Genomic DNA, 26,250 nt, shown 5'->3' on the forward strand with positions numbered 1-26,250 from the left:
CCGTGCCTAGCGGATGTTCGGGTCGAAGGTGAAGATCACCAGCGTGCCCAGCAGGATGGTGAACACCGTGGCGGTGTAGAGCAGGCCCTTCAGCCACAGGCGGGTGTTCGCGCGCTCCGCGTAGTCGTTGATGACCGTGCGCAGGCCGTTGGCGCCGTGCAGCATCGCGAGCCACAGCATCAACAGGTCCCAGACCTGCCAGAACGGGGACGCCCAGCGGCCGGCCACGAAGGCGAAGCCGATCTTGGAGACACCGCCGTCCAGCACCAGCTGGATCAGCAGGTGGCCGATGACCAGGACGACCAGCACGACACCGGACAGGCGCATGAACAGCCAGGCGGCCATCTCGAAGTTGCCCCGCGTGGACTTCGGGGTCTTCTTGGTGCGCTTGCGCGGGGCCTCGATGTACGGGGCCGGATTGTCGACGTTGTAGAGGGACTCGCCCTCGACCGGGCCGATACCGGTGGCGGTCTTCTCAGTGGTGACTGTGTTGTTTGACATGCTTGCGCGTCAGCTCCCGAACAGTTCACGAGCGGCGTGGCCGAGAACGGGGTAGATCGCCCCGAGCATCAGCACCAGCCACAGGCCGACGACGGACCAGAGCATCTGCTTCTGGTAGCGCGGGCCCTTCGACCAGAAGTCGACAGCGATGACACGCAGGCCGTTGAGCGCGTGGAAGAGGATGGCGGCGACGAGGCCGTACTCCAGCAGCGCGACGATCGGCGTCTTGTACGTGGCCACAACCTTGTCGTAGTCCTCGGGAGAGACTCGGACGAGGGCGGTGTCCAGCACGTGAACGAACAGGAAGAAGAAAATGAGGACGCCGGTGACTCGATGAGCCACCCAGGACCACATTCCTTCCCGGCCGCGGTACAGCGTTCCAGCCGGCACGGAAGTTCCTCCGGGAGCGGGGATTGGGGCCGCGCCGGCTTGTGCTGTCGGTCGGGCCCGGCCGGGTACGGTCCACCGGCCCCCAGCATCGTAGCGATGAGCTGGCGCTGGGCTTAGCGGGGGGCAGGCGGTGTGATCAAACTGGCACGCGGATGGGGTATTGGCGGCTAATGGGGTGGGGTGTTCTGATATCTACCGAGTGCGGCGCCGTTGGGGCTGGTCGCGCAGTTCCCCGTGCCCCTGAGGTGGGTCACCAATCTGACCCTTGCCAGGCGTCGGAGCTCCTCTGCCGCGACCACCCGTTCCTCCTCCGGATCGTTCGCCAAACGTGACCGGATGCCTGCCAGTACTTGGTCCAGGGTCTCCGCCTGGGACAGGCCGTCCAGGCAGATGATGAAGGCGTGTCCGAATTTGGCCTCGTATGCGGCGTGTGCGGCACTCAGTGCCGTGTGGGCCGCCGCGTAGGCGCCCTCCGGAAGCGCAGGCAACGTTTCTTCCGCCAAGGCCTCCGTCAGGTCTCCGGGGGACAGGTCGTAGGCCGCCTCGTCGGACGCGGCCAGCAGGGAGTCCACGTCGGGGTACGGACGGTGGTCCGCGACGCGGTCGGCCCAGCGGGGGCTGTTCAGGCAGGTCAGGAGGGTCTGCCGGACCTCGCCGGCCGGAGCTGTGTTGAAGGGCTCCAGCGCGTTCGGGGACGGTGGAGTGCGCGTCTGCTCGGGCAGCGACGGTATGGCCACTCGGCCGGGAAGGTGTGTGGGCGTCACGTGGGTTTCGGCAGGGGAATTTGGGGGAGGAGTGGCGCCACGTTACCGAGTGTGGGCATGAGGTGTCCGACGGATGCCCGAATTTCAGCCGAACGGGAGTGTTTCGGAACGTGTGGTGGACGCCCCGATGGCGTTCACAAGGCCTAGGTTGGCGCTGTGAGTCAGCACAAGCACAGGCGCCGAGCACCGGCGAAAAGGGCCCTGAAACAGACATGGGTACTGATCGTCGCGGTGGTCGTCGTGACGGTCGCGGCCGGGGTGAGCCTCGGGCTCCTGGCCTCCGGGGGCGACGGAGGATCGGCCGGATCCGAGCAGCGGCGGTCCGCGCCGGGCACCTCCGAGGCCGCCGACTCCGGACCCACGGCCGCCCCGACCCCGGCGCCCACCCGGTCGTATCCGCTCTCCAAGGCGCCACGGACGATCCCGGCGGTCACCTCCCACACCGCCGCCCGCGGGCCCGGCTGGCGTCCCGCCGACAACAAGCGGGTCGTCGTGAGCGACGCGGAACTCGCCGACGAGGGGCGGCTCATCGCCGGTGAGCTGGGGCTGACGTACGCCGGGCAGAAGAACGACGTGCGCGCCGGGGACGTACGGCTGGCGCTGAACGACGACGAGGGCGCGGACCCGGAGTCGTACACCATGACGGTGCGCGGCGGGAACGTGGCGATCAGCGGGCCCGGTGAGGCGGGGGTCTTCTACGGGACCCGCACGCTCAAGCAGGCGGTGCACGACGGCGGTACGGCGCCGGAGGGCGTCGTGCGCGACGAGCCCGCCAAGCCGGTGCGCGGGTTCATGCTCGACATCGCCCGCAAGTACTTCACCGCGGCCTGGATCGAGGACCGGGTGCGGGAGCTGGGGGACCTGAAGTTCAACCAGCTGGGGCTCCACTTCTCCGACGACCAGGGCTTTCGCATCGAGTCCGCCTCGCATCCCGAGATCGTCTCCCAGCAGCATCTGACCAAGGCGCAGGTCAGGAAGATCGTCCGGCTGGCCGCGAGCCGGCACATCACGGTCGTCCCCGAGATCGACTCGCCGGGGCATCTCGGGGCCGTCATCGCCGCGCACCCCGATCTTCAGCTGCGCAATGTGAACGGGGTCGCGACCCGCGGCGCCATCGACATCTCCAAGAGCGAGTCCGCCGAGATCGTCGACGACCTGCTGAACGAGTACGCCGGACTTTTCCCCGGCAACCAGTGGCACCTCGGCGGCGACGAGTACCAGGCGCTGGTCGTCTCGAACCCCGAGGCGTCCTACCCGCAGCTCGCCACCGCCGCCCGCAAGACCTTCGGCTCCGGCGCCACCGTCGCCGACCTCACCACCGGGTGGCTCAACGACCGCGCCGACACCGTCCGCGCCCACGACCGCACGCCGCGGGCCTGGAACGACGGGTTCTTCCGGGACACCTCCGTCCAGGCGGACAAGGACATCCAGGTGGCGTACTGGACGGGCAAGGAGATCGGGGCCCGGGAGCCGGTGGCGTATCTGAGCACGGGACGGAAGGTCATCAACTACAACGACGAGTTCCTCTACTACGTGCTCGGGGAGCCGCAGACCTTCGTCTATCCGACCGGCCAGCGGATCTACGAGCAGTGGACGCCGCGGGTGCTGCGGGGGACGACGGCCGTGCCGGCCAAGTACGACCCCCAGATCCTGGGCGGGTCCTTCGCGGTGTGGTGCGACCTCGCGAACTCGCAGACCCAGGCCCAGGTGCGGGCTGGGATCCGGATGCCGCTGCGGGCGACGGTGCAGAAGCTGTGGGACGCGGGTAAGCCGCAATTGACCTGGGCCGAGTTCAGGGCGCTCGCGGACCGGCTGGACTGAGCCGTGGATTGACCCATCCGGCTGCGAACTCCTGCACGAATGTGGTGTATTCGGCCCGAGCCGAACCGATCAGCCAGGGGGAACCGGGATGGGCTACTGGGGGTACTTCGTCGTGGGCCGCGGTCAGCGGCCGCTGGCGGAGCTGGACGCGCTGTCGGGCGCCGAGGGACTGACCCTGCGCGACGAGGCGCCGGGCGGCTGGCAGGTGTGGGAGTACCCGAGCAACGGCGGTGACGTCGGGAGCATGAACGCGCTGGCCCAGGAGACGGGGGCGCCCGCGCTCTTCGGGTACGTCATGGACAGCGACTGCGTGGTCGTGGAAGCGGCGGCTCCGGACAGCGGGGCGTGGACGACCTGCCTGGCGCGGGCCGCCATGGCCGGGTATCTCGGCGCCTCGGACGAGGGGCTCACGCTGGAGGACTACTTCCTCGAACCCCCCGACGCCGCCGAGCGGGCCGTCGCCTGGGCCGCCGAGGCCGGGCACGAGGTGAACGCCGAGTCCGTCGTCGACGTACTCACCGCCGAGGCGGACCCTTTGGCCGAAAACCTCTTCTTTCGGCTGCTCGACCGGCTCGGCGTCGTGCCGCTGTGACACTCCCGGGTCGTCGCACGCAGTAAGGGGAGGTGCGGGCTCCGTTAAGCGCGGTGCCTGCCAGGGGCCTGTGCGGGGACCCCGACCCTCATAACCGACCCGCTTTGGGAGGCGTGGATGAGCCTGGTGGAACTGATCGCTCAGGCCGACGAACGCGGACTGGCCGCCAGCGGGTTGGCTTGTTTGGATCGATGCGTGCCCCTGCTCGGCGGTGACGACGAGGCACTGCGGCCCCTGTGGGCGAACCTCGCGAGCGGCGGGGATCCCGCCGTCTGGGGCGAGCTGCTGGACCAGGTGCGCGGCAAGCTGGGCGTCGCCGACATCGTGGACGACGAGGACATCGAGGACGAGGCCGCGCTGCTCGCCCGGCGGATGCTGGCCGCGGCCCCCGCCGTACGGTCCGCCGCCGAGGCGCGGATCTGGGCCGACGCCTGCTCTGTCGCCTCGCTCCAGATACACCGGCTGCTCGACCCCGCCGAGGGCGACACCGACGCCCCCGGCGAGTCCCTCGCCTCGGTCCGGGAGGGCGGGGCGCCCGTCGCGGTCCGCCCGGTGGGCATGTCGCCGCTCGTCGCCGCCGAACTGCGCCGCCAGGTCAGCGTCCTGGAGCTGCTCGCCGGCCATGGTGCGGGCGGGCTGCGCCAGGCGCTGGAGGTGTCGACGGAGGGGCGCCGGGTGCTGCGGGCGGTGGTGTCGCGGCGGGCCCGGGGCAGGATCTGACGCCCGGATCGCCCCGGTTCCCTCAGACCAGCAGCCACTTCACCACCGCGTCGCCGTACTCGGCCGTCTGCGCGTAGAAGGCGGTCAGGTCGCGGTGCGTCGCCGCGAAGAGGCCGCGCACCTCGGCTTCCGCGTCCAGCGCGTCGTACGGCCGCAGCAGCTGCATGCGCGCGTCGCGCCACAGGTCGTCGAAGTCGGCCCCCTTGAGGAACTCGGCGACCCCGGTCACCTGGGACGCGGTGAGCAGCAGGAACGGCGGCTGGGCGGGATCGGTGTGGAAGGCCGGCCGGCCGCCGAGGATCACCCGGGTGCGGGGGCCGTCCGGTGCGTGGTTCGGGGGGATGCCGCAGTAGAGGATCTCGACGTCGCCGTACAGCTTGTCGAGCACCTCCTCGCGATGCCGGCCTATCCGCTCCCGCACGGTGTTCCAGTCGTCCTCGAAAAGGCGCTGGAACCAGGTCGCGCTGTTGCGCAGGGCCGAGGGCGGCACCGCGCGCAGATGGAAGTACATGCTCATCAGTGACTGGAGCGCACGGGAGCGGCGAAGCGTCACTCCCGCGTCAACCTGGACGCTCGCGTAAACCTGGTTCCTGGGGGAGTCCTGTGACTGTCGTGCGGGCGCGGTGGGGCGGTCCTGCACCGGTCCGGGAAAGTCGCCGGATCCGGGTGACGAATCGCAGGTCGGGCACGCTCTCCAGGGTGTGACGACTCAAGCGGAGACCAGGCCCGCAGCCGCGACCAAGCCGGTGCGGTGGGCGGCGGACGCGGTGGCGACGATGCGCGAGGGAGCCCGGCTGCGGCTCGACTACTCGGAGCAGAGCCTGTGGCGGGTCGACCGGATGATCGGGAGCCTGTGCCGCGAGGGGACGCCGTACGCCGCCGTGGAGAACACGCTGCGTGGATTCGGCGCGTACGCCGGTGAGGTGATCGTCCGTCAGACCGGCGCCGAGTGGTGGGCGACGGGCGGCGACCACTGGATACGCACGCCCGACGGGCGGCTGTGGGACCCGATCGACGAGGCGCGGCGGTGCTTCACGGGCGAAGGGTCGCTGCGGCTGCTGTGCCGGGACGCGACGCGGCCGTAGCCGACGGGTGCGGACATGACCCGGCCGGGACCCCGTGAATGGGCGGGGTCCCGGCCGGGTCAGCTGTTCCCGGTGCCCTACGGCGTCAGGATCTGGCCCAGGTGGGCGTCCGTCGGGGTGCCGAGCGCGGTCTTGCTGTGGATGACCGCCTGGGCGTAGCCGAGGCCCGTGCTGTTGCTCGGGAGGTACATCACGATGCCGTCCGTGCCGTCCTCGCCCTCGGCGCCGAGCGTCAGGTCCGCGCGGCCGTAGCCCGACAGGTCCGTCAGCGACACCGCCGAGCCGAACAGGTCGTTGCTCTCCGCCGTGCCGGGCACGCCGGTCGTGTCCTGCGACAGACGGGTCGAGCCGGTGCCGGTCAGGCCGGTCGAGGTGCCCTTGACCAGCAGCACGTCACCCGCGTTGGCCTGGTTCACGCCCGCGCGCGGGAAGTCCTCGCCGGGGACGCCGGTCAGGGCGTCGGCGAAGCCGTCGGCGTTGTAGTCGCCGACCGAGACGGAGGCGCCGAACAGGTCGCCGGACTCGTTGCCGCCGGCGATGTTCGCCGTGTCCTGGTGGATCGTCGTCATGCCGGTGGTGGTGAAGCCGGTCGACGTGCCCGGGACCATCGTGATCTGGCCGCCCGAGAGGCCGCCGGACTCGGACGCGACCGGCTGGCCGATGACGATGTCGTCGTAGCCGTTGCCGTTGACGTCGCCCGCGGCGATGGAGCGGCCGCCCTTGACGGAGATCACGCCGGCCTTGGTGAGGCCGGTCGCCGAGCCCGCGAAGCGGAGCACGCGGCCGATGCCGCCCGTGTCGCGGTAGTTGAGGGCGACGTCCGCGTAGCCGTCCCGGTTGAAGTCGCCGGTCGCGGCGTCCAGGTAGGCGACGGCGGCGGTGGCCGTGGTGAGCGTGCCGGACGTCGACGCGCCGCCGGTCAGCCGCACATGCCAGTTGCCGCCCTTGCCGGTGCCGGCCGAGAACACGTCCGCCTTGCCGTCGCCGTTGAAGTCGCCGACGGTGACGGTCGAGCCGAGCTTGGCGCCCGCCGCCGTGACCGTGCCCGAAGTGGTGTACGAGAAGCCGGTGTTCAGCGCCGGGCCGTACATGACGGTGACCTGGCCCCGGTCCGCGTTGCCGCTGGTGTCGTCCTCGCCGGGCGCGCCGATCGCGAGGTCGGCGTAGCCGTCGCCGTTGACGTCGCCCCACGCGGTGGCGGCGCCGAAGTTGTCGCCGGACTCGTGGGAGCCGGGGACGCCGGTGCTGTTCTGGGTGAGGGTCAGCTTCGAGGCGGGGACCGGGCCGTCGAGGCCGCCCGGGACGAGGGTCAGGGTGCCGCCGTTGCTCAGCGCGCGGGGCGTGCCGGCGACCAGGTCGTCGATGCCGTCCCGGTTGAAGTCCGAGGTGGCGAGGGCGTGCGAGATGCCCGGGGTCTTGGCGGTCTGGGCGATCCGGGTGAGCTTGGGGTAGAGGTTCGCGCCCGGGCAGGCCGTGGCGTTGGTGTCCCGGTGGCCGAAGACACGCGGCAGCGTGACCGACGTGCCCTTCGGGATCTTGTTGCCGCTGTAGCCCTGGTCCACGCCGGACGTCAGTGTGACCTTGCCGGTCGGGTCGATGCCGTACATGCCGAACTTCCAGGCCACGATCCGCGCGATGGCGTCCAGGCCGGCGCGGCTGGGCGTCGCCTTCTCGAAGTTGCCGATGTACGAGATGCCGACCGTGTTGGTGTTGAACCCGGCGTCGTGCGCGCCGATCACCGGCAGGTTCATGCCGCCCGTGCGGCCCTCGAAGATCTGGCCGCACCGGTCGACGACGAAGTTGTAGCCGATGTCGAAGTAGCCCTGGCTGAAGTGTCCCTGCTGGATGGTGCGCATCCGGGCCCTGGACTCGGCGCAGGACAGGCCGTTGTCACTGTCGACGCCGGTGTGGTGGACGACGGCGGCCTTGATCTCGGTGCCGTACTCCGGGGTGCCGTCGTAGTCCGTGGACGCGCCCCACTCGGCCTGCGTGATGACCGGCGGCTTGACGACCGTCGAGGGGCGGGGGGCGGGGACCGTGGGGGTCGGGGTGGGGGAGGCGGTCGGGGACGTGGACGCGGTGGGCGTCCCGGTCACCGTCGGGGTGTCCGTGGGCGCCGGGGTGCCGGTCGGCGTGGCCGTCTCGGTGGGGGTGGCCGTCTCCGTGGGCGTGACCGGGTCCGTCGGCACGGGGGTGTCCGTCGCCGGTGCCGTGGTCTCCTCCGCCGCGAAGGCGGCCGGGCGTATCGCGCCCTTGGGGTCCGTGCCCGGGTCGAGCAGCTTGACGTCCATGCCGGCGGGCTGGCCGCCGAGCTCGGTGCCGTCCGCGCTCACGACGCGCACCTCGATGCCGTCGGAGTCGCCGGTCCACACCGACTCGGTGCCGCCGCGCAGGGCCGCCCGCGCGCCCTCCTCGCCGTCCGCCTGGTTCGGCTCGACCGTGACCTGCTGCCAGCCGGACCACTCGCCGGTCTCCAGGTCCCGGGTGCGCACCTCGGGCGTGCCCTTGGTCTCCGCCTCGGGGTCGGTCCAGGTCAGCACCACCGCGCTGAAGCGCTCGGTGTCCTGCTTGGGCAGACCCTTGCGGCCCGAGCCGCGGTCCTTGAGCTTGAGCGTGTGGATGGCCGGTGCACGGCTCTCCCGCTTGGTGTCGGCCGGTGCGGACGGGTCCGCGATGGCGTACGTCACGACGCCGGCGCCGCTCAGTACGACGGCTCCCACCGTCAGCCACGCACGTCTCTTGAGGCTGAGCGGTTTGTACGCATGGGTCCTGCGAGGACTCAACTGTCCCACCCCTAGTAAATGGTCACGGGCGCATCACCTGTCACACAGGTGGCACATACAGGCAGCGCACAGATGGCGAGATCTGTCACTCACGGGCGAAGTCCGCACCGAAAACGTCACTCACCGACCAACAAGCAAGCGGGGCCGGGTCCTTGACGGACCCGGCCCCGCTGCTGAGGGGAGCGTCAGCTTGCCCAGACCTCGGCCTCGTCGGCCGGGACGGTGGTGGCCAGGCCCAGCTCCTTGCGGGCGGCGACCGTCTTGTTCGGGTCGATGCCGGTGAAGGCCGAGTCGTAGGCGATGTAGAACGCGTCGGCGTCGGCGGCCTGCGCGGCTTTCGACCAGTGCGCGGCCGTCTTCTTCAGCTGCGCGCGGAGCTTGCCGACCTCCGCGCCCTCGATGCCCTCCAGGCCCTTGACGTGCGCGTCGAGGGCGGCCGCGACGGCCTTGGCCTGAGCCTTGTAGCCGGGCAGGTCGTCCTCGACGGTGTCCTTCTCGGGCTGGGTCGTCCACAGCGCCTCGTAGACGCCGTTCGAACCCTTCAGGAAGGTGGTCTGCTCGGGCTTCAACGACTTCGCGTCGGGGTTCAGTTCGCCGGTGTAGGTGCCCGACTCCTTGGTGTAGGTGCAGCTCACGGCGCGGTCACCCGTCGCCCAGCTCTCCTTGGTCGGGGTGTAGTAGAAGATCGCGACGCCCTTGGGGAGCGCCCAGGTGTCCGGGGCGAACTTCCCCGCCTCGACCGGGCACCGCGTGTCGGCGATCGCCGAGATCGCGTCGTCGCCGGGGTACGCCTCCTCCTCGGTGATCGAGAACTCACCGGCGACCTGACCGGCGTGCGCCTCGGCGCACGGCACGATCTCGACGGTGTAGGCGGTGCCCTCGCCCTTGCTGTTCGGGTTGTAGCAGTCCCCGATGTCCAGCGAGTACACCGAGCGCTGGCGAGCCACCTTCTCCGCGCCGTCCTTGGCGCTGTCGACGGCGTCCGAGACGTCCGAACACCCCACCGCGCCGATCGCCAGCAGGGCGACTACGGCGGATATGCCGCGAAGAGAACGATAAGGGGCAGCGATGGCCATGACGTGTACATCCTCTTAAGTGATCTTTATGCGGGGGGCGGGCGGCATCGTATGCCATCCCTGTGACATGGCTGTGCGAAGGCCCCTGCCTCATCACGGCGTTTCTGACTCGCGACGGGTCGCAAGGGTTGTAGGGCGGCTGCTTCCGGGCGGGCCCTGTGACACTTCTGTGAGCTCGGGCGCTGATGAGCGTGGAGGGACGTGGGCAAGGGTGGCCGCGCCGCGAGGTGCGGATCCGCCACGAACCGGTACGGACGAGGACAGTTCTTGGGCCAGGGAGGAGAACCCCGCCGCGTGCGCGCGCACGACGGGGAATTGGGCGCGGCCGTGGCGCGAGCCCAAGAGGGTGACGAGGCCGCGTTCGCGGTCGCGTACCGGCTGGTGCAGCCCGCACTGCTCGGGTTCTTGCGCGGGCTGGTCGGGGACGACGCGGAGGACGTGGCGTCCGACGCCTGGCTGGAGATAGCCCGGGACCTCGGCCGCTTCAAGGGCGACGGGACCGGGTTCCGGGGCTGGACCGCGACGATCGCCCGGCACCGGGCGCTGGACCATCTGCGCCGGCAGAAGGTACGACCCCGGTCGTCGGCGATGGAACAGGACGTACTGGACCTGCCCGGCCCGCACAGCACGCACGACCAGGCGCTGGAGTCGATCTCCACGGAGCAGGCCCTGGAGCTGGTCGGCGGGCTGCCGCGGGACCAGGCCGAGGCCGTGCTGCTGCGGGTGATCGTCGGCCTCGACGCCCCGGCCGCCGCGCGCGTGCTCGGCAAGCGTCCGGGTGCGGTGCGCACGGCCGCGTACCGAGGGCTGAAGCGTCTGGCCAAGCAGCTGGGCGTCCAAGGTGTGACGGATGACGGCCCCCGGACGCTGGGGGAATCGAAATGAACAGTGAGGGTGACGACGGCGGCAGGGCGACTGTCCTGCCGAACAGCCGTCGCTGACCGGTCGACGAACGGGCGCGTGAGTCGTACGGGGCCTGATGTACGTACAGGCTCTACGGACTCGTAAGTCACAGCTGTCACATTGATTACGTAGGCCACATGGGTCATCGAGACTGCATGGGCCGGAGAGCCATATGGGCCAGGCGGGACGTGTGCGACACGCACACCCCGTAGGCCGATCGAGGAAATCGGACAGGGACGGTAGACGGACATGGGTGAACAGCAGAACGGCGGTGGGGCCCCCGGCCGTCGGCGTGTGCACCCTGGCGGCGTCGCCTCCGGCCACGGCTCGGGCCACGCCACCGGTCATGCGTCCGGGCACGGCTCAGGTCCTGCACTCGGCGCGAACGCGGTGCTCGACGACGAGGCGCTGGAGGCGCTGCTCTCCGCCGCCGTACTGCGCGGACACCGCCTGGACGTCGAGGGCGAGCAGCGGGCGGTGGCGGCCTTCCGGGCCGCCCGGGACGCAGGGACGCACCGCGCGCGCACCCGGCGCCGCGACGACTGGCGGCCGCGCGAGCAGCGGCGACTGGCGCTGTCGCTGAAGACCACGCTCTCCGTGTTCCTCGCGAGCCTCACCCTCGGCGGGGCGGCGTTCGCCGCGATCGGCACGTCCGGCTTCTCGGACGACTCCGCCGAGGACAAGGGCAGGCCCACCCCGGCCAGCAGCGCTTCCGACTCGTCCTCGGCGTCCGGCGCCGACTCCGCAAAGCCCGGCCATCCGGCTACCGCCCAGGACACCGAGGCCAAGTGCCGCGCCTACGACCAGGTCAAGGACAGCGGCAAGGCCCTGGACTCGACGTCCTGGCAGCGGCTCGTCACGGCGGCCGGCGGCGCGGACAAGGTGGCCGCGTACTGCGCCGAGCAGCTGGCGGCGGCGAAGAACGGGCCGACCAAGAAGGCCGAGCCGACGGAGAAGGCCGAGCCGACGGAGAAGGCCGAGCCGACCAAGAAGCCGGAGCCGACCGAGAAGGCCAACGGTGGCGGCGTCACCGGCAACGGCCAGGACAGCAGCGAGAGCGACAGCGGGAACGCGAGCTCCGGCAAGAACGCCGAGAAGAAGGACTGACTCGGGGGCCCAGGTCCCAGGTTCCGGGCGGGGGCGAACGGCGTTCCCCGGCTTGGGCGATGACCTGCTGAAGACCCGCGGCTTGGCCCCGTGGCTTCGACCTACGGCTCACGCTCGCGAGACCGGGCCCCGGATGCGCACCGAGGCAACGGCCGGGGCCGCCACCCCCCACAGGAGAGGCCCCGGCCGTCGCGCGGCACGGGCCGCGCGGCGGCCCGTACTCTCTACAGCGCCATGACTGCGTTTTCTGTCACACCCGGGCGGACAGAATCGAGGATTCCCGGGTAGTTGCATGTTGTACGGACATGGACGGCCAGCGGTTTCAGGCCGTAACGTGCCTTTCGCGCCGGACGCGGAGGGTGTATGACCACCGCAACGACCTGCGGTCTTGGAACCGCAACCACCAATTGAGGTACGTAGTGCTGGGGGACGACGCGGAGCTGACCGCCGCGGTGCTTGCGGCACAGGACGGGGACGAGACCGCGTTCCGGACTGTGTACCGCTCCGTGCACCCGCGGCTGCTCGGATACGTGCGGACGCTGGTCGGCGACCCGGACGCCGAGGACGTGGCCTCGGAGGCGTGGCTGCAGATAGCGCGAGACCTGGAGCGGTTCAGCGGCGACGCGGACCGCTTTCGCGGCTGGGCGGCCCGGATAGCCCGTAACCGCGCGCTCGACCACATACGCATGCGCGGCCGCCGGCCCGCGATCGGCGGCGACGAGACGGAGCTGACCGGGAAGGCCGGCGAGTCCGACACCGCGGGCGAGGCCATCGAGGCCCTGGCCACCGACGGCACCCTCTCCCTCATCGCGCGGCTGCCGCAGGACCAGGCGGAGGCCGTCGTGCTGCGCGTGGTCGTGGGGCTCGACGCCAAGACGGCCGCGGAGACGCTCGGCAAGCGTCCGGGTGCCGTACGGACCGCCGCGCACCGGGGTCTGAAGCGCCTCGCCGAGCTGCTCGGCGACGATCCGGAATCGGCCGGGGTGCTCGACGCCCTGCCTCCCCAGCGAGAAGCGCGCGGCCGTGCGGTGACGTCGGCGAGTGTGACGCAAAGCGTCACGCGGACGCAGAAGGATGTGTGATGGCCGACGAGCAGTACAGGTGGCTGGACCGCGAAACGGCGGAGCGTTTGCTGCGCGGAGAGTCACTCGAAGCTGTCGACGCGGCCGACCGCGACGAGGCCGAACGCCTCGCCAAGACGCTTGAGGCCCTGACCGTCGAAACCCCGCTGACCAGCGAGGAACTCCCCGGAGAGGCCGCCGCGTTGGCGGCGTTCCGCGCGGCGCGCGCGGCCCGGAGCGAGGCCGGCGCCACCGTCGGCGACGGCCCCGGACGGCCCGCCCCCGAGACCGCCGACGTCCCTCTCGTGCAGCTCGGCGGCTCCGCCCGCGCGCTGCGCCGCCCGCGCTGGGCCCGTCCCGTACGGCTCGGTCTCGCCGCCGCGCTGGCCGTCGGCATGGTCGGCGGAATCACGGTCGCGGCCGGAACCGGAGTCCTGCCGACGCTGTTCGACCGGAACGAACCGGGTCGCCCGGCCGCCACGGTCTCCGCGCCCGTACCCCCGGAACACCCGCTCATCTCGCCCTCTCCGCAGACCGGTGGCGAGGAGGAGCCCACGCCCGACGGCGGCTCCGCACCCCCCACCGCCTCCGGCTCCCCCGAGGACCCGGTGGCACCCGGTGGCCCGGCCGCGGATCACGACTCCGCCTCGAAGGACGGGAAGGGCGGGGCGAAGCCCGGCGGCTGGTGGCAGGCCGTCACCTCCTACTGCCGTGACGTACGCGACGGCAGACCGCTGCCCCCGGACCGCCGCCGCACCCTCGAAGGCGCGGCGGGCAGCAGCGCCCGCGTATGGAAGTACTGCAAGAAGGTCCTCGCCGGCGCCGGCGAGAGCACCCGGTCAAAGCGCGACGGCGGCGATGACGAGGGCCACGACACGGACCGGGGCAAGGGCGACGACGACCAGGACAAGGACCGAGGCAAGGGCCACGGTAAGGGCGACCGGAACGGCAGGGACCGGGGCGACGGCGAGGACGAGGACCACTCCCGTGGCCACCGCGACCGCGACGGCCGTCATTCGGACGCCGCCGCCCGGACCTCGTCGACCCTGACCGGCCTCCTGCCGGACCGCACCACGCTGCGCCTTGTCACGTCCACGTCCACGTCCACGTCCACTTCCGCGCCCACGCTCAGGTCGTCGTCCCGCGCGCTCTGAGCGCGACGTATGACGCCCCGAGCAGGACACACGTCGTCGCCTCTCCCATCACAAGCCTCTGACCTGCGGTTTTGTGATTTCAGGAAAATACTTCGGCGCGAGAGTGACGTTTTCGGCCGCTAGGGCGCTGATGAGAGTGAGCCGACTGGTCATCGGCCGTAGCACAGAGCCGGGGTTCCCCCCGTACCTGCGGCTCGTGCATCGGCGCGGGCGGGACACGTTCCCCCGGTCCCGCCCGCGCCCCATATCCGCACTGCGCCTGCCCGCCTCACCAGTGGACGACGACCTTGTCGCCGTTCCGCACCTGGGCGAACATCTGCGCGATGGCCGGCTCGTCGCTCACGTTGACACAGCCGTGCGAGGCCCCGGCGTAACCCCTGGCCGCGAAGTCGGACGAGTAGTGCACCGCCTGGCCGCCGCTGAAGAACATCGCGTACGGCATGGGGGAGTCATAGAGCGTCGACACATGGTGCCGTGACTTCCAGTAGACGGTGAACACACCTTCCCGGGTCGGCGTGTACTGCGAGCCGAACCGCACCGACACCTCCACCACCGTGCGCCCGTCGACCATCCAGCGCAGCGTCCGGCTGGACTTGCTGATGCACAGCACCCGGCCGGTCAGACACCGCGCGTCGGGCGCGTCGGCCGGCTGACCGCCCATCAGATACAGGTCCCACATGCCGGGTTCGCGCGTCATCGCCAGCAGCCGCTCCCAGGTGACCTCGTCGGTCCGCCCCGTCTCGGGCAGCCCGCGCTTGCCCTGGAAGCCCTTGACGGCCTGCTCGGTGAGGTCGTCGTAGGTCCCGGTCGGCCCGTCGAAGAGCCAGGCGACCTGGCGCAGCCGCGCCTGGAGCTCGCGCACGTCACGGCCCGTGTCGCCGCGCGTCCACAGCACGACGGGCGCCGCGGGTGCCGTCGTCGAGCGCGGCTTGTCGTCGGGCGTCGCCGACTTCGGGGACGGCGACTTGCTCGGGAGCTCTATGTGCACCGGTGAGTGCCGTTCGCCGTCGGAGGCCTGCACGGTGCAGCCGCACAGCACGGTGAGTGTGGCGCCCGCGGCGAGCACCGCGGTGGACCTGCCCCTGCCTCTGCCTCTGGTTCGCACCTTCCGCGTATCCCCGGTACGCATCCTTGCCATGCCCCTGATACGCATCCCGCCCCCCGGTGTCTCAGCGCGACCCCCCGACCGGCCGCTCGAAGTCACCTGAGATGTTCCCCGCGGGTGACCCCCGGCGAACTACGGGGCATGGTGGGAGACGGAGTGGGACACAACGCGGAGGCACACACCATGACGCGTGAGTCGGAGTCCGGACTGCCCATCGAGCCGGTGTACGGGCCGGGCGCGCTGACCGGCTGGGACCCGGCGCAGAAGCTGGGCGAGCCGGGCTCGTACCCCTTCACCCGGGGCGTGTACCCCACCATGTACACCGGCCGCCCCTGGACGATGCGCCAGTACGCCGGCTTCGGCACGGCGACGGAGTCCAATGCCCGATACCGGCAGCTCATCGCCCACGGCACGACCGGCCTGTCGGTCGCCTTCGACCTGCCCACCCAGATGGGCCATGACTCCGACGCCCCGATCGCGCACGGCGAGGTCGGCAAGGTGGGCGTGGCCATCGACTCGATCGACGACATGCGGGTGCTGTTCGACGGGATCCCGCTGGACCAGGTGTCGACGTCGATGACGATCAACGCGCCCGCGGCCCTGCTGCTCCTCCTCTACCAGCTGGTCGCCGAGGAGCAGGGCGTGAGCGCGGACCGGCTCACCGGCACGATCCAGAACGACGTGCTGAAGGAGTACATCGCCCGCGGCACGTACATCTTCCCGCCGAAGCCCTCCCTCCGGCTGATCGCCGACATCTTCAGGTACTGCAGGGCCGAGATCCCGAAGTGGAACACGATCTCGATCTCCGGCTACCACATGGCCGAGGCGGGCGCGTCCCCCGCGCAGGAGATCGCCTTCACGCTCGCCGACGGCGTCGAGTACGTCCGTACGGCGCTCGCGGCAGGCATGGACGTCGACGACTTCGCGCCCAGGCTGTCCTTCTTCTTCGTGGCCCGGACGACGCTCCTGGAGGAGGTCGCCAAGTTCCGTGCCGCCCGCCGCATCTGGGCACGGGTGATGCGCGAGGAGTTCGGCGCGCGGGACCCCAAGTCCCTGATGCTGCGCTTCCACACCCAGACGGCCGGTGTGCAGCTGACGGCCCAGCAGCCGGAGGTGAACCTGGTGCGGGTCGCGGTGCAGGGCCTCGCCGCGGTCCTCGGCGGCACCCAGTCCCTGCACACGAACTCCTTCGACGAGGCCATCGCGCTGCCCACGGACAAGTCGGCCCGCCTCGCCCTGCGCACCCAGCAGGTGCTGGCCTACGAGACGGACGTGACGGCGACGGTCGACCCGTTCGCCGGTTCCTACGTCATCGAGCGGATGACGGACGACCTGGAGGAGGCGGCGGTCGGGCTGATGCGGCGGGTCGAGGACCTCGGGGGCGCGGTGGCGGCCATCGAGCACGGCTTCCAGAAGAGCGAGATCGAGCACAGCGCGTACCGGATCGCCCAGGAGACCGACTCCGGCGAGCGGGTCGTCGTGGGCGTCAACCGCTTCCAACTGGACGAGGAGGAGCCCTACGAGCCCCTTCGCGTCGACCCCGCCATCGAGGCACAGCAGGCCGAGCGCCTGGCGAACCTGCGCGCCGCGCGCGACGGGCAGGCGGTGGACGCGGCCCTGACCGCCCTGAAGAAGGCGGCCGAGGGCGAGGACAACGTCCTGTACCCGATGAAGGAGGCGCTACGGGCCAGGGCGACCGTGGGCGAGGTGTGCGGCGCGCTGCGGGAGGTCTGGGGGACGTACGTCCCGTCGGACACCTTCTGATCGGCCGGGGTGCCCGATCGGCCGGGCTGTCCCGGCCCGGCCCGACCCGCCTGATCTGCCGCATCCGAGACGCCCGGGCGGAATGTCAGAGCCCCGTGCGAGACTCCCTCTCATGTTCGGTGTCATCGATCTCCCCACCTATCTGGCCGGTCTCGTCCTGATCGTCCTGCTGCCCGGCCCCAACTCGCTGTACGTGCTGTCCGTTGCCGCCCGCCGCGGGATCCGGTCCGGGTACACCGCCGCGGCCGGGGTGTGGTGTGGGGACACCGTGCTGATGACTCTCTCCGCCGCCGGAGTCGCTTCGCTGCTCCAGGCGAACGCCGTGCTGTTCGGGATCGTGAAGTACGCCGGAGCCGGCTACCTGACCTGGCTGGCGATCGGCATGCTGCGGGCCGCCTGGGCGATGTGGCGGACCCGGCGGGAGAAGGCCGCCACCGAGACGCCCGAGGCCGTCACCGACGCCGTCACCGACGAGCGGCCCTTCCGCCGCGCCTTCGTCATCAGTCTCCTCAACCCCAAGGCGATCCTGTTCTTCGTCGCCTTCTTCGTGCAGTTCGTCGACCCCGGATACGCCTACCCGGCGCTGTCGTTCGTCGTCCTCGGGGCCTTCGCGCAGGTGGCGAGCTTCCTGTACCTCACCGCGCTGATATTCAGCGGCACCAAGCTGGCGACCGCCTTCCGGCGCCGCAAGCGCCTGTCGGCGGGCGCGACATCGGCGGCGGGAGCGCTCTTCCTCGGGTTCGCGGTGAAGCTGTCCCTCGCCGGTTCGTGACTACAGGCCGGTGCGCTCCAGGTACCGCGCCGGCCCGTCGCCGGCATCGCCGGCCCAGCCCACATAGCCGTCCGGCCGTACCAGGAACAGGCCCGTCCCGTACGATTCCTGCGCCGCGCCGCGGACCACGCCGACCGACCCGGGCAGCTCCGGCGCCCGCACGCCGACCGCCACCAGCGTCCAGTGCGGTCCCCGGAAGGCGTCGAACAGCCGCACGCCGCCCAGCGTCCCGTCCGGTGCGCGGTCGCCCGCCCGCACCGCCCCCGGGGTCTGCCGGGTCTCCGCCGTCAGGCTCGACTCCCGGTATCCGAGGCCCAGCTGGCGCGTCGCCTGCCCGCGCCGCACCTCACCGCGGTGCACGCTCGTCGACAGCCCGAGCATGTCCGCCGCGATGGGCCGCCGTTCCTCCTCGTAGGTCTCCAGCAGGGCCTCGTCCGCCCCGTCCCGCAGGACCGCTCCCAGCTTCCAGCCCAGGTTGTAGGCGTCCTGCACGCTGGTGTTGAGGCCCTGTCCGCCGGCCGGTGAGTGGACGTGCGCGGCGTCCCCCGCGAGGAACACCCGCCCGTCCCGGAACCGGTCCGCGAGCGCCGCCCGCGGCCGGAAGTTCGAGGCCCACCGCACCTCGGTCACGTCGTCGGGCGCCAGATGCGAGCGCGCGGCGACGACCTTGCGCACCCCCTCCAGGGAGAGGTCCACCGGCGAGCCGTCCGTGAACTGGGCCGTGACCTGGAAGTCCTCCGTGCCCGCGAGGGGGCAGATGGCGAGGAAGCCGTCGCCCTCCGGGCGGGGCGGGAAGATGTGCCAGTTGTCGCGGTCAAGGCCGGTGATCCTGACGTCCGCCACCAGCGTCGGGTTCGGGTCGACGGTCTCGCCGGTCATACCGATGCCCAGGGCCCGGCGCACGGCCGAGCGGCCGCCGTCGGCGGCGACCACGTACCGCGCGCGGACGCTCTCGCCGGCCGCGAAGCGGACCGTCACTCCGGCCTCGTCCTGGGCGAACCCGACGACCTCCCGGCCGAAGGCGACCTTCCCGCCCAGCTCCTGCAGCCGCGCGAAGAGGATCTGCTGGGTCCGCCACTGCGGGACCATCCACGGCTCGTCGTACGGAGAGTCCTCCGTCGCCTCGGCGGGGTCGAACATCCGGTGCTCGCCGACCCGCTCGCCGTCCTGCCAGAGCATCCCGACCGGGTAGCTGCCGCCCGCCGCCCGGATCGCGTCGAGCACGCCCAGGTCGTCGAAGACCTCCATCGTGCGGGGCTGGATGCCCTTGCCGCGCGAGCCCGGGAACAGCTCCTCGGCCCGCTCCACGACCAGCGCGTCCACGCCGCGCCGCGCGAGGTCGATGCCGAGGGCCAGTCCGGTCGGGCCTGCGCCCACGATCAGTACGTCCACTACATCGACTACATCCCCGGACATAACATCCATGTTCATGCCATTCCCCCTTAACGTTGTTAAGTGCTGTCGATGACGAGAGTGCCCTTAACGCCGTTAAGCTGTCAAGCGTGACTACGGAACGACGAGCGCCCCTCGACCGCGGACGCGTCGCGGCCACCGCCCTCGAACTGCTGAACGAGGTCGGCCTGGACGGCCTGACCCTGCGGGCCATCGCCAAGGAGCTGGACGTCAAGGCGCCGGCCCTGTACTGGCACTTCAAGGACAAGCAGGCCCTGCTCGACGAGATGGCGACCGAGATGTACCGCCGGATGCTCGCCGGGACGCCCCTCGACCCGGACGACACCTGGCGGGAGCGGCTGCTGAGGTCCAACCGCGGACTGCGCGCGGCACTGCTCGGCTACCGCGACGGGGCCAAGGTCTTCAGCGGCTCACGCTTCACGGCCATCGTGCACGCCGAGCAGATGGAGGACACGCTGCGGGTGTTCACGGCCGCGGGGTTCACCCTCGCGCACGCGGTCCGCGCGACCTCGACGACGTACCTCTACACCCTCGGCTTCGTCACGGAGGAGCAGGGCGTCGTGCCGCGGCCGGGCGAGCGTCGCGAAGGCTACGACATCGACGAACGCGCCCGCCTGATGGCCGACTTCCCGCTGTCGGCCCAGGCGGGCGCGGAGATCTTCACCGATTACGACCGCCACTTCGAGGACGGCCTGGCGCTGATCATCGCCGGGATCGAGGCGCGGTGCGGGGGTCGGTGAGGTTCGTGAATCAGGTCGTATCGAACCATGTGTGGCGCCGGATGGTTGATTCGCGGAAAAGGAGGTCGGGCCGTTACTTTTCGTTCACCTGATGGCTGCCAAGGGGTCAATGTCCGGCGTCGAACGTCTCCTACGGTCGCAGGGATCCGCCCCGGAGAGAGCCCAGGTGTACGCGTGACCAACCGCCCCCCGACACTGTCCGTGATCGTCCCTTGCTACAACATCGAGTCGTATGTCCCCGAGACCGTGACCAGCCTGGTCAACAACGAACGGGACGACTTCGAGTTCATCTTCGTCGAGGACAGGTCCACCAAGGACAAGACGTACGAAGCGTTGCTGACGCTGACGAAGAGACTCAAGAACAGCCGGGTGATACGGCACGAGCAGAACGGCGGACTGGCCACCGCGCGCAACACCGGCATCGACGCCTCCGAGGCCCGCTACCTCACCTTCCTCGACGGTGACGACTGGCTCGCCCCGGGCTATCTCGCGGATCTCGTGGACGCCATCGAGCGGTTCGACGTCGACTTCGTGCGCACCGACCACGTCCAGGTCACCGGCATCGAGCGGCAGGTGCACCGGGCCCCCGAGGGCCGCCGCCACACCCCCCTCGACCCGCGCACCTCGATCCTCCCGGTCGACGACACCACCATGGTCGACTACCCCTACGCCTGGGCCGGCATCTACCACCGCCGCCTCCTCGACAAGGGCATGCTGCGCTTCCACGACGGACTGAAGACCGCCGAGGACCGCCCCTGGATCTGGGACCTGCACCGCAGGGCCGACTCCTACGCCGTCGCCAGCCTGCGCGGCGTCTTCTACCGCCGCGGCGTGGCCAGCTCGCTCACTCAGATCGGTGACGTTCGCCAGCTGGACTTCTTCCGCTCCTTCGACCTGGTCCTCGCCGAGCTCGCCGACGACCCCGAGGTGGGCAAGCTGCGCAAGAAGGCGCTGCGCAACTACTGCGTCGTCATCGCGCACCAGCTGCTCAGCCGCGGCCGGTTCGAGCGCAGCATCGCTGCCAAGCTGAAGCAGATGGCCGCCGAGGCGCTGGGCAGGATGTCGGAGGACGAACTGGAAGAGGCCCTCGTCGGGATGGGCGAGGAGCGCGTGTACATGCTGCGCCGGATACGGGGTGGCATGAAGGGAGTGGCGGCATGATCCAGATGTTCTTCTCGGCCACGCAGTACGCGGCCGCGACGGTCACCGCCGCCATCCGCGCCGGCCAGTTCGGGCCGCGCGAGGGCGTTCGCCGCATACTCGTCGTCAGCAACACCGCCGCCATCCCCGAGGTCGGCACCCCGCTGAACAAGATGGCCGGCTTCGAGAAGCTGGCCCCCGAGTTCGACGAGGTGCGCTCCTGGAACGACTTCATCTCCCCGCACCACCCGGCCGGCTGGTCCCCCCGGGGCCAGGACACCCTGCTGTGGGAGAAGGCCGTACGCCTCGCCTGGAACCTGGGCGACGAGCCCGTCGAGATCGCCTGCGAGTCGATCCAGGCCAACCCCTCCCGCGCGGTCGCGGACATCTTCGCGGACAGCCCGATCCATGTGTACGCGGACGGCCTGATGAGCTACGGCCCCACCCGCAACCGCATCCCGCACGGCATGAGCAGCCGCATCAAGCGCGTCCTGCACCTGGACCTGGTGCCGGGCCTGACTCCCATGCTCCTCGCGGAGTACGGCGTCGAGCCCGAGGCCGTTCCGAACGAGGCGATCGTCGACGTACTGGCGCAGATCGGCGAGTCCGGCGCCGGCATCCTCGCCGAGCGCCTCCCGGCCGACAACCCGCCCACCGCCGTCCTCCTCGGCCAGTACCTCTCGGCCATCGACCTGATCACCCAGGACGAGGAGGAGCAGCTGCACATCCGCTTCCTGCGTGCCGCGGCCCGGTCCGGTCACCAGGACGTGCTGTTCAAGCCGCACCCGAGCGCGCCGGCGGTCTTCAACGAGTCCCTGGAGGAGGTCGCCAAGGAACTCGGCGTCAACCTCACGGTCCTCAACGAGCCCGTCCTCGCCGAGACCGTCTTCGCCTTCCTGAAGCCGAAGCTCGTCATCGGCTGCTTCTCGACGGCACTGATGACCGCCGCCGCCTTCTACGGCATCCCGGTCGCCCGCGTCGGCACGGAACTGCTCCTCGAACGCATCACGCCGTACGAGAACAGCAACCGCATCCCGCTGACCATCATCGACGCGGCCCTGCCGAACGCGGAGGTCGCAGAGATCGGCGCCCCGCTCGAACTCTCCGGCATGGCCGAGGAGCTGGCCCCGCTGGTGCGCAGCGTCGGCTACTGCATGCAGTCCCGCAAGCACCACGCCGCGCGGGACGAGGTCGCCGCCTGGCTCGGCGCCAACCTGGCGCGCTACCAGCACTACTTCAAGCGCCGCCGCCTCACCAGCCTGCGCCTGCCCGGCGGCAGCCCGGTCCGCGCGGAGGCCCTCCGCAGACACCCGGCGGTCCGCAAGGCCGTACGCCAGCTGCGGCAGACGACGCGGAAGTAGCGGAAGGTCCAGAAAAGGCGGTGGGCGCCTCTCCCAGCCGGGAGAGGCGCCCACCGTTTGTGTTGGTGGTGGGAGGCGCGCAGCGCCCCCACCACCAGGGGCGCGGGGCTGTATCGATATGCGGCGCCGCCGCGTGGGCGCGACCAGCCCCCACCGCGCCGCACCCGAACTACGGCCCCTAGCGGAGCTTCACGGCGGGCAACGCCCGCTTCAGCTTCGGCCCGAACGGCTTCTCCACGAACCGGTTCATGAGATACGCCAGCCCCAACAGGCTCAGCACGGACAGCGCGAGCGTCTCGTAGGAGCCGAGCCCAAGTCCCCGGTGCAGCACCCGGATGAAGAACCAGCCCAGGTGCTCGTGGATCAGGTAGAAGGGATACGTCAGCGCCCCGGCCACCGTCAGCCAGCGCCAGTTCGCCCAGCTCATCCAGCCCATCGCCACCACCGCGACGGCCGCGAAGGCCAAGAAGACGATCGCCTGGATGACGTACGGGTTGCGGTGGAACTCGCCCTGGGCGCCCGGGTGCCACAGCGCCGTGACCGAGTAGCGCTGGCCCAGCAGGAAGGACATGCCGACGATCCCCCACAGCAGCAGGTCGCTGCCGAAGCGGTGGATCAGGTACAGCGCGAGGCCGCCGATGAAGAACGGGGCGTGGTCGCGCATCACCAGCTCGTCGGTGAGCGGGTTGTCGGCGACCCGGGCGAAGGCGCTGGCCAGCACCCACAGGATGCAGAAGGTGACGACCCGCTTGTAGGTGACGCCCTTCCAGATCACGAACAGGGCGAAGAGCACGTAGAACTTCAGCTCCACCCAGAGCGTCCAGCACACGCCCAGGACCCGCGGCACGCCCAGCGGCTGCTGCATCATCGTGAGGTTGACCAGGAGCTCGTCCGGCCGGACCGGGTGGACGACCACCGGCAGCAGCACCGCGGCGCCGGTGACCATCACGATGGCCACCCAGTACGCCGGGTAGAGACGGGAGATCCGGGAGCGGAAGAAGTCGCCCAGGGTGCGGCCCCAGCTGCTCATGCAGATCACGAAGCCACTGATGACGAAGAAGAACTGCACGCCCAGGCTGCCGTAGGTGGAGAACTGCGACAGCGTCGGGAACATCACCCCGGGGGACTGGTGCCAGGAGGACTCGACCTCACCGTTCTTGCCGGTGAAGTGGTACATGCACACCATCAGCGCGGCCATCAGACGCAGCCCGTCCAGGGCGCGCAGCCTGCTCTCCTTGCGGGACCGGACAGGAGGCCGCGCGGCGATGACCTGGTTCAACCGGGGTTTCGCTGGTGCCGGCGGTGCCGTGGCCTGGGCGGCCGTGGCTTGTTCGGCCGTGGCCTGGTCAGCCGCGCTCATCCTGGGGCCTTTCTCCTGGGAGCCTCGAGGTGCGTTCAGTCGTACGTGATGGACGATGCCATTTCATACGATGACCGAACGCTATGTCCCTCGGACGGGTGAAAGGTGAGTGACGGCTGACGCTCAGGGAGCGCAAAGGTGTCACACGGATGAACAACCACCCCTTCTTGCTGTTTACTTTCGGCCGGCCACCTGCTTCAGCGCTCGGGCCCGGCGCGCCAGGCGGCGCACGGTCGCGTTGCGCGGGATGAAGGAGAGCTGGGCCGGCACGGCCCCGGGCAGGGCCAGTGAGGTCAGGCGCTTGCGCTTGAAGTAGCGCCAGGTGTGCGGGTTCAGCTGCTTGGAGAGGTAGGCCTCGGCCGCGGCCCGCAGCCCCGGGTAGATCTTCGGCTGCATCGCGAAGCCGACGGCCTTGAGCAGCCCGTCCAGTTCGTCGATCCGCTCCCGCTCGGGCATCGTCCAGCCGCTCACGGCGGCGGCGTCCGCGATGTCCGGCAGCAGCGCGTCGACGATGGTCAGCGGCACGCGGTTGCTGTTCTGGTACGGCGCGAGCCGGGCCAGCACGGCGTCGGTGCCGACCCGTGCGACCGGGAGGCCGTACAGACCGGCGGCGGTGAACAGCCCGGTCGAGAAGCAGCCGACGACGAGTGCGGGCCGCAGCCGCTGGAAGGCGACCTCGGCGAGCACGGGCCGGTCCAGCAGGGTGAGCTCACCGCCCAGCTTCTTCGCCTCGTCCTCCAGCAGCTTCGACCAGCGGGCCGGCGCGACGGGGTGCGGCTTGAAGACGAGATTGCGGTGGCCGAGCGCGATGGCGCCGCGCACCATCTGCAGGTGCAGCTCCTCCTCCTCGGCGTCGGTGAGGATGCCGAGCGCGGAGAGGTACTGGCCGAGCAGCAGCGCCGGCTGGTCGCCGCCGGACGGCGTGGGCAGAGCGGTCTCCGCCTCGGTGAGTTCACCGAGCACCTTCAGGAACACCTCGGACGGCACCAGTTCGGACGGCACGCCGAACTCGGTGAGCAGCAGCGGGGTGAGGCCCGGGACGAGATCGAGGTGCAGCAGCCGGCCGACACGGGTGCCGACCAGCGGGTCGATCTTGTCGCGCGTGGGGCCATAGCTTATGAGGCCGTCCGCGTAGACATCGACGGGAGCGCCGGTGAACAGCTGGCACAGCGCGAGGGCCGGGTTGACCTGGACGGACTCGACGGCCAGCTGGATCTCGTCGTCGCCGAGGTTCCACAGCAGCCGTACGTACCGCTCCCACATCGGGATGTCGTTCTCGCGGGGCGACCAGCCGCTCGGGTGGAACGGGGAGATGGTCTCGTTCCAGGAGAGCACCTCGTCGAAGCGCCCGCTCAACTGGGCGAAGCCCGGCATGGTGTCGACGGACGGGGTGATCTCGGGGTTGGTCGCGTTGTTGGTGACCAGCAGCAGCCGGCGGTCGGCCGGTTCGAAGAGCCCGGCGTCCAGGGCGGCGGCGAGCGTCGCGGCGCCGTACAGGGTCGAGGCGCAGAAGATCTGGGTCGTGCGAGGCATCAGGCGGCCACCGTCCGGGCCCCGACGGCCCTGCGGCGCACCCGACGCAGCCGGGCGGCGCGCTGCGCGTCCATCGAGTCCATGACCTCCGCGAGCACGTCCTGCGGCATTCTTTTCAGGGCGGCGGCGCTCATCGAGCGCAGTTTTCGAGCCACGGCGGGTTCGAACCTCTCGATTTGTCCGAGATGATGAGCCATGATCGCGCAATAGGTGCGCACAGCTTTCGGAAGCAGCTTATCGGCCTCGGGGTCACGCGCCGTTTCGTCGATTACCTGATCGAACGCACGAATGAAATCGAGCTGCCGCACGTCACCGATCTGGGTGAGCGAGGACGCCACTCCGCGCCGGTAGTAGACACCGAGCAGCCCGACCGCGGCGAAGGATTCCGCCTCCCGGTGCAGCTTCCAGATCCAGGGCCGGTCCTCCGCGGTGCGCAGGCCGTGGGTGAAGTGCAGGATCCCGCGGTCGACCAGGCGGCGGTGGTAGATGCCGGCCCAGGCGTACGCGTAGTCCACCGACGTCGAGCGGTCGGCGGGCAGGATCGCCTCGCGGGGGTTCATCACCGTCCAGCGCCGGCCGTGCGGCACCCGGTGGATGCTGCGCGCCCGCCCCGTGGACTGCACGTGATCGGTGCGCACGAAGTCGCAGCCCAACTCCTCGATGGCGGCCAGGAGCTGCGGGAAGTAGCCGGGGGCGAGCCAGTCGTCGCCGTCCAGGAACGTCAGGTACTCGCCGCGCGCCTTGTCGATTCCGGTGTTCCGCGCGGTGGCCAGCCCTCCGTTCTGCTCGTGTCTGACGAGTACGGCGCCCGGCAGCTCGCGCTCCGCGCGCGCGAGAATGTCCGGTGTCCCGTCCGTCGAGCAGTCGTCGACGAGGATGAACTCGAAGTCCCGACGTGTGTTCGCACGCAGGCTCTTGAGGGTGTCTGGCGCGTATTGCTGCACGTTGTAGAACGGCACGATGACGGAGAGCTTGACCACCTGAGGGACGTTAGGGGTCGGTCCGGCCTCCGTCTTTACTCGCAGCTTGATGTCAGGTGAACGACGCGTGGCGATGCAGTGAACCAGGCTTTTTTTCAACGACTTCTGGCCTCGATTCGTCGTTA

The 26,250-nt window shown here is 70.5% G+C and carries 24 protein-coding genes; 13 read left to right on the plus strand and 11 right to left on the minus strand.

Annotated elements, in window-relative coordinates; translation table 11 throughout:
* Window positions 1–6: 6 nt before the first annotated feature.
* From OG254_RS30285 to OG254_RS30295, 3 genes are all read right to left on the minus strand, one after another.
* On the minus strand, window positions 7–501 hold the full coding sequence (locus OG254_RS30285) for a succinate dehydrogenase hydrophobic membrane anchor subunit (protein WP_405587837.1): 495 nt from the start codon (window positions 499–501) through the stop codon (window positions 7–9).
* Window positions 502–510: 9 nt separating this feature from the next.
* Window positions 511–891, minus strand: coding sequence for a succinate dehydrogenase, cytochrome b556 subunit (sdhC, locus tag OG254_RS30290; RefSeq protein ID WP_078504082.1), 381 nt, complete (start codon window positions 889–891; stop codon window positions 511–513).
* 167 nt (window positions 892–1,058) lie between these two features.
* Complete coding sequence (locus OG254_RS30295) at window positions 1,059–1,655, minus strand: 2-oxo-4-hydroxy-4-carboxy-5-ureidoimidazoline decarboxylase (protein ID WP_405587840.1); 597 nt, start codon at window positions 1,653–1,655, stop codon at window positions 1,059–1,061.
* Between the two features lie 201 nt (window positions 1,656–1,856).
* On the opposite strand from OG254_RS30295, the gene OG254_RS30300 reads away from it, so the two are divergent.
* From OG254_RS30300 to OG254_RS30310, 3 genes are all read left to right on the plus strand, one after another.
* Window positions 1,857–3,476, plus strand: a complete 1,620-nt coding sequence (locus OG254_RS30300) for a beta-N-acetylhexosaminidase (protein ID WP_405595266.1) — start codon at window positions 1,857–1,859, stop codon at window positions 3,474–3,476.
* Window positions 3,477–3,564: 88 nt separating this feature from the next.
* Window positions 3,565–4,068 (plus strand): hypothetical protein, encoded by a 504-nt coding sequence (locus OG254_RS30305; RefSeq protein WP_405587842.1) that lies wholly within the window; start codon window positions 3,565–3,567, stop codon window positions 4,066–4,068.
* Between the two features lie 117 nt (window positions 4,069–4,185).
* Window positions 4,186–4,788 carry a hypothetical protein gene (locus tag OG254_RS30310; protein WP_405587845.1) on the plus strand — a complete coding sequence of 201 codons (603 nt, stop codon included), beginning with the start codon at window positions 4,186–4,188 and terminating at the stop codon, window positions 4,786–4,788.
* Between the two features lie 22 nt (window positions 4,789–4,810).
* Here the strand turns inward: OG254_RS30310 and OG254_RS30315 are convergent, their stop codons facing one another.
* Complete coding sequence (locus OG254_RS30315; RefSeq protein ID WP_405587848.1) at window positions 4,811–5,305, minus strand: DUF1877 family protein; 495 nt, start codon at window positions 5,303–5,305, stop codon at window positions 4,811–4,813.
* A gap of 184 nt (window positions 5,306–5,489) precedes the next feature.
* On the opposite strand from OG254_RS30315, the gene OG254_RS30320 reads away from it, so the two are divergent.
* On the plus strand, window positions 5,490–5,873 hold the full coding sequence (locus tag OG254_RS30320) for a hypothetical protein (RefSeq protein ID WP_405587851.1): 384 nt from the start codon (window positions 5,490–5,492) through the stop codon (window positions 5,871–5,873).
* Window positions 5,874–5,950: 77 nt separating this feature from the next.
* Here the strand turns inward: OG254_RS30320 and OG254_RS30325 are convergent, their stop codons facing one another.
* On the minus strand, window positions 5,951–8,656 hold the full coding sequence (locus OG254_RS30325; protein ID WP_405587853.1) for an FG-GAP-like repeat-containing protein: 2,706 nt from the start codon (window positions 8,654–8,656) through the stop codon (window positions 5,951–5,953).
* Between the two features lie 185 nt (window positions 8,657–8,841).
* Window positions 8,842–9,732 carry a septum formation family protein gene (locus OG254_RS30330; RefSeq protein WP_405587856.1) on the minus strand — a complete coding sequence of 297 codons (891 nt, stop codon included), beginning with the start codon at window positions 9,730–9,732 and terminating at the stop codon, window positions 8,842–8,844.
* 267 nt (window positions 9,733–9,999) lie between these two features.
* On the opposite strand from OG254_RS30330, the gene OG254_RS30335 reads away from it, so the two are divergent.
* The 4 genes from OG254_RS30335 to OG254_RS30350 all read left to right on the plus strand — a co-directional run bounded on the left by OG254_RS30335 (window position 10,000) and on the right by OG254_RS30350 (window position 13,957).
* The gene (locus OG254_RS30335; protein ID WP_351197704.1) at window positions 10,000–10,617 is read left to right on the plus strand and encodes an RNA polymerase sigma factor; all 618 of its coding nucleotides are present in this window, start codon (window positions 10,000–10,002) and stop codon (window positions 10,615–10,617) included.
* A 267-nt stretch (window positions 10,618–10,884) separates the two neighbouring features.
* Window positions 10,885–11,742: a hypothetical protein gene (locus tag OG254_RS30340; protein WP_405587860.1), complete on the plus strand. Its 858-nt coding sequence runs from the start codon at window positions 10,885–10,887 to the stop codon at window positions 11,740–11,742.
* Window positions 11,743–12,161: 419 nt separating this feature from the next.
* Window positions 12,162–12,824, plus strand: coding sequence for an RNA polymerase sigma factor (locus OG254_RS30345; RefSeq protein WP_351197700.1), 663 nt, complete (start codon window positions 12,162–12,164; stop codon window positions 12,822–12,824).
* Complete coding sequence (locus tag OG254_RS30350; RefSeq protein WP_405587862.1) at window positions 12,824–13,957, plus strand: hypothetical protein; 1,134 nt, start codon at window positions 12,824–12,826, stop codon at window positions 13,955–13,957. Before OG254_RS30345 ends, OG254_RS30350 begins: the two co-directional genes overlap by 1 nt.
* A 268-nt stretch (window positions 13,958–14,225) precedes the next feature.
* Here the strand turns inward: OG254_RS30350 and OG254_RS30355 are convergent, their stop codons facing one another.
* Complete coding sequence (locus OG254_RS30355) at window positions 14,226–15,086, minus strand: L,D-transpeptidase family protein (protein WP_405587865.1); 861 nt, start codon at window positions 15,084–15,086, stop codon at window positions 14,226–14,228.
* Window positions 15,087–15,245: 159 nt separating this feature from the next.
* Here OG254_RS30355 and OG254_RS30360 point away from each other — a divergent pair, with 159 nt between their 5' ends.
* Both OG254_RS30360 and leuE read left to right on the plus strand, forming a co-directional pair.
* Entirely contained in the window at window positions 15,246–16,826 is a 1,581-nt protein-coding gene (locus OG254_RS30360; protein ID WP_405587867.1) for a methylmalonyl-CoA mutase, read from the plus strand.
* A gap of 112 nt (window positions 16,827–16,938) precedes the next feature.
* Window positions 16,939–17,598, plus strand: a complete 660-nt coding sequence (gene leuE / locus OG254_RS30365) for a leucine efflux protein LeuE (protein ID WP_405587870.1) — start codon at window positions 16,939–16,941, stop codon at window positions 17,596–17,598.
* Here leuE and OG254_RS30370 read toward each other — a convergent pair whose 3' ends face one another.
* The gene (locus OG254_RS30370; RefSeq protein ID WP_405595268.1) at window positions 17,599–19,023 is read right to left on the minus strand and encodes an FAD-dependent oxidoreductase; all 1,425 of its coding nucleotides are present in this window, start codon (window positions 19,021–19,023) and stop codon (window positions 17,599–17,601) included.
* 77 nt (window positions 19,024–19,100) lie between these two features.
* On the opposite strand from OG254_RS30370, the gene OG254_RS30375 reads away from it, so the two are divergent.
* The 3 genes from OG254_RS30375 (at window position 19,101) to OG254_RS30385 (ending at window position 22,252) form a co-directional block, all read left to right on the plus strand.
* Window positions 19,101–19,751: a TetR/AcrR family transcriptional regulator gene (locus tag OG254_RS30375; protein ID WP_405587873.1), complete on the plus strand. Its 651-nt coding sequence runs from the start codon at window positions 19,101–19,103 to the stop codon at window positions 19,749–19,751.
* 174 nt (window positions 19,752–19,925) lie between these two features.
* Entirely contained in the window at window positions 19,926–20,912 is a 987-nt protein-coding gene (locus OG254_RS30380; protein ID WP_351197686.1) for a glycosyltransferase family 2 protein, read from the plus strand.
* On the plus strand, window positions 20,909–22,252 hold the full coding sequence (locus OG254_RS30385) for an alpha-2,8-polysialyltransferase family protein (protein ID WP_405587876.1): 1,344 nt from the start codon (window positions 20,909–20,911) through the stop codon (window positions 22,250–22,252). The genes OG254_RS30380 and OG254_RS30385 overlap by 4 nt, the downstream gene beginning before the upstream one ends.
* 178 nt (window positions 22,253–22,430) lie before the next feature.
* Here OG254_RS30385 and OG254_RS30390 read toward each other — a convergent pair whose 3' ends face one another.
* From OG254_RS30390 to OG254_RS30400, 3 genes are all read right to left on the minus strand, one after another.
* Window positions 22,431–23,612 (minus strand): acyltransferase family protein, encoded by a 1,182-nt coding sequence (locus OG254_RS30390; RefSeq protein WP_405587878.1) that lies wholly within the window; start codon window positions 23,610–23,612, stop codon window positions 22,431–22,433.
* A 174-nt stretch (window positions 23,613–23,786) separates the two neighbouring features.
* The gene (locus tag OG254_RS30395; protein ID WP_405587881.1) at window positions 23,787–25,145 is read right to left on the minus strand and encodes a polysialyltransferase family glycosyltransferase; all 1,359 of its coding nucleotides are present in this window, start codon (window positions 25,143–25,145) and stop codon (window positions 23,787–23,789) included.
* Window positions 25,145–26,125, minus strand: coding sequence for a glycosyltransferase family 2 protein (locus OG254_RS30400; protein ID WP_147993307.1), 981 nt, complete (start codon window positions 26,123–26,125; stop codon window positions 25,145–25,147). The genes OG254_RS30395 and OG254_RS30400 overlap by 1 nt, the downstream gene beginning before the upstream one ends.
* Window positions 26,126–26,250 lie beyond the last annotated feature (125 nt).

Origin of the sequence: Streptomyces sp. NBC_01092, assembly GCF_045039535.1 — a bacterium.
Lineage (GTDB): Bacteria > Actinomycetota > Actinomycetes > Streptomycetales > Streptomycetaceae > Streptomyces.

What these genes read in the sequence shown, in the direction of transcription:
- leuE (WP_405587870.1), top strand. Translation starts at nt 16,939, where the DNA reads ATGTTCGGTGTCATCGATCTCCCCACCTATCTGGCCGGTCTCGTCCTG.
- OG254_RS30395 (WP_405587881.1), bottom strand. Translation starts at nt 25,145, where the DNA reads ATGCCTCGCACGACCCAGATCTTCTGCGCCTCGACCCTGTACGGCGCC.
- OG254_RS30285 (WP_405587837.1), bottom strand. Translation starts at nt 501, where the DNA reads ATGTCAAACAACACAGTCACCACTGAGAAGACCGCCACCGGTATCGGC.
- OG254_RS30360 (WP_405587867.1), top strand. Translation starts at nt 15,246, where the DNA reads ATGACGCGTGAGTCGGAGTCCGGACTGCCCATCGAGCCGGTGTACGGG.
- OG254_RS30310 (WP_405587845.1), top strand. Translation starts at nt 4,186, where the DNA reads ATGAGCCTGGTGGAACTGATCGCTCAGGCCGACGAACGCGGACTGGCC.
- OG254_RS30340 (WP_405587860.1), top strand. Translation starts at nt 10,885, where the DNA reads ATGGGTGAACAGCAGAACGGCGGTGGGGCCCCCGGCCGTCGGCGTGTG.
- OG254_RS30350 (WP_405587862.1), top strand. Translation starts at nt 12,824, where the DNA reads ATGGCCGACGAGCAGTACAGGTGGCTGGACCGCGAAACGGCGGAGCGT.
- OG254_RS30355 (WP_405587865.1), bottom strand. Translation starts at nt 15,086, where the DNA reads ATGCGTACCGGGGATACGCGGAAGGTGCGAACCAGAGGCAGAGGCAGG.
- OG254_RS30305 (WP_405587842.1), top strand. Translation starts at nt 3,565, where the DNA reads ATGGGCTACTGGGGGTACTTCGTCGTGGGCCGCGGTCAGCGGCCGCTG.
- OG254_RS30390 (WP_405587878.1), bottom strand. Translation starts at nt 23,612, where the DNA reads ATGAGCGCGGCTGACCAGGCCACGGCCGAACAAGCCACGGCCGCCCAG.
- OG254_RS30370 (WP_405595268.1), bottom strand. Translation starts at nt 19,023, where the DNA reads ATGGATGTTATGTCCGGGGATGTAGTCGATGTAGTGGACGTACTGATC.
- OG254_RS30315 (WP_405587848.1), bottom strand. Translation starts at nt 5,305, where the DNA reads ATGAGCATGTACTTCCATCTGCGCGCGGTGCCGCCCTCGGCCCTGCGC.
- OG254_RS30385 (WP_405587876.1), top strand. Translation starts at nt 20,909, where the DNA reads ATGATCCAGATGTTCTTCTCGGCCACGCAGTACGCGGCCGCGACGGTC.
- OG254_RS30330 (WP_405587856.1), bottom strand. Translation starts at nt 9,732, where the DNA reads ATGGCCATCGCTGCCCCTTATCGTTCTCTTCGCGGCATATCCGCCGTA.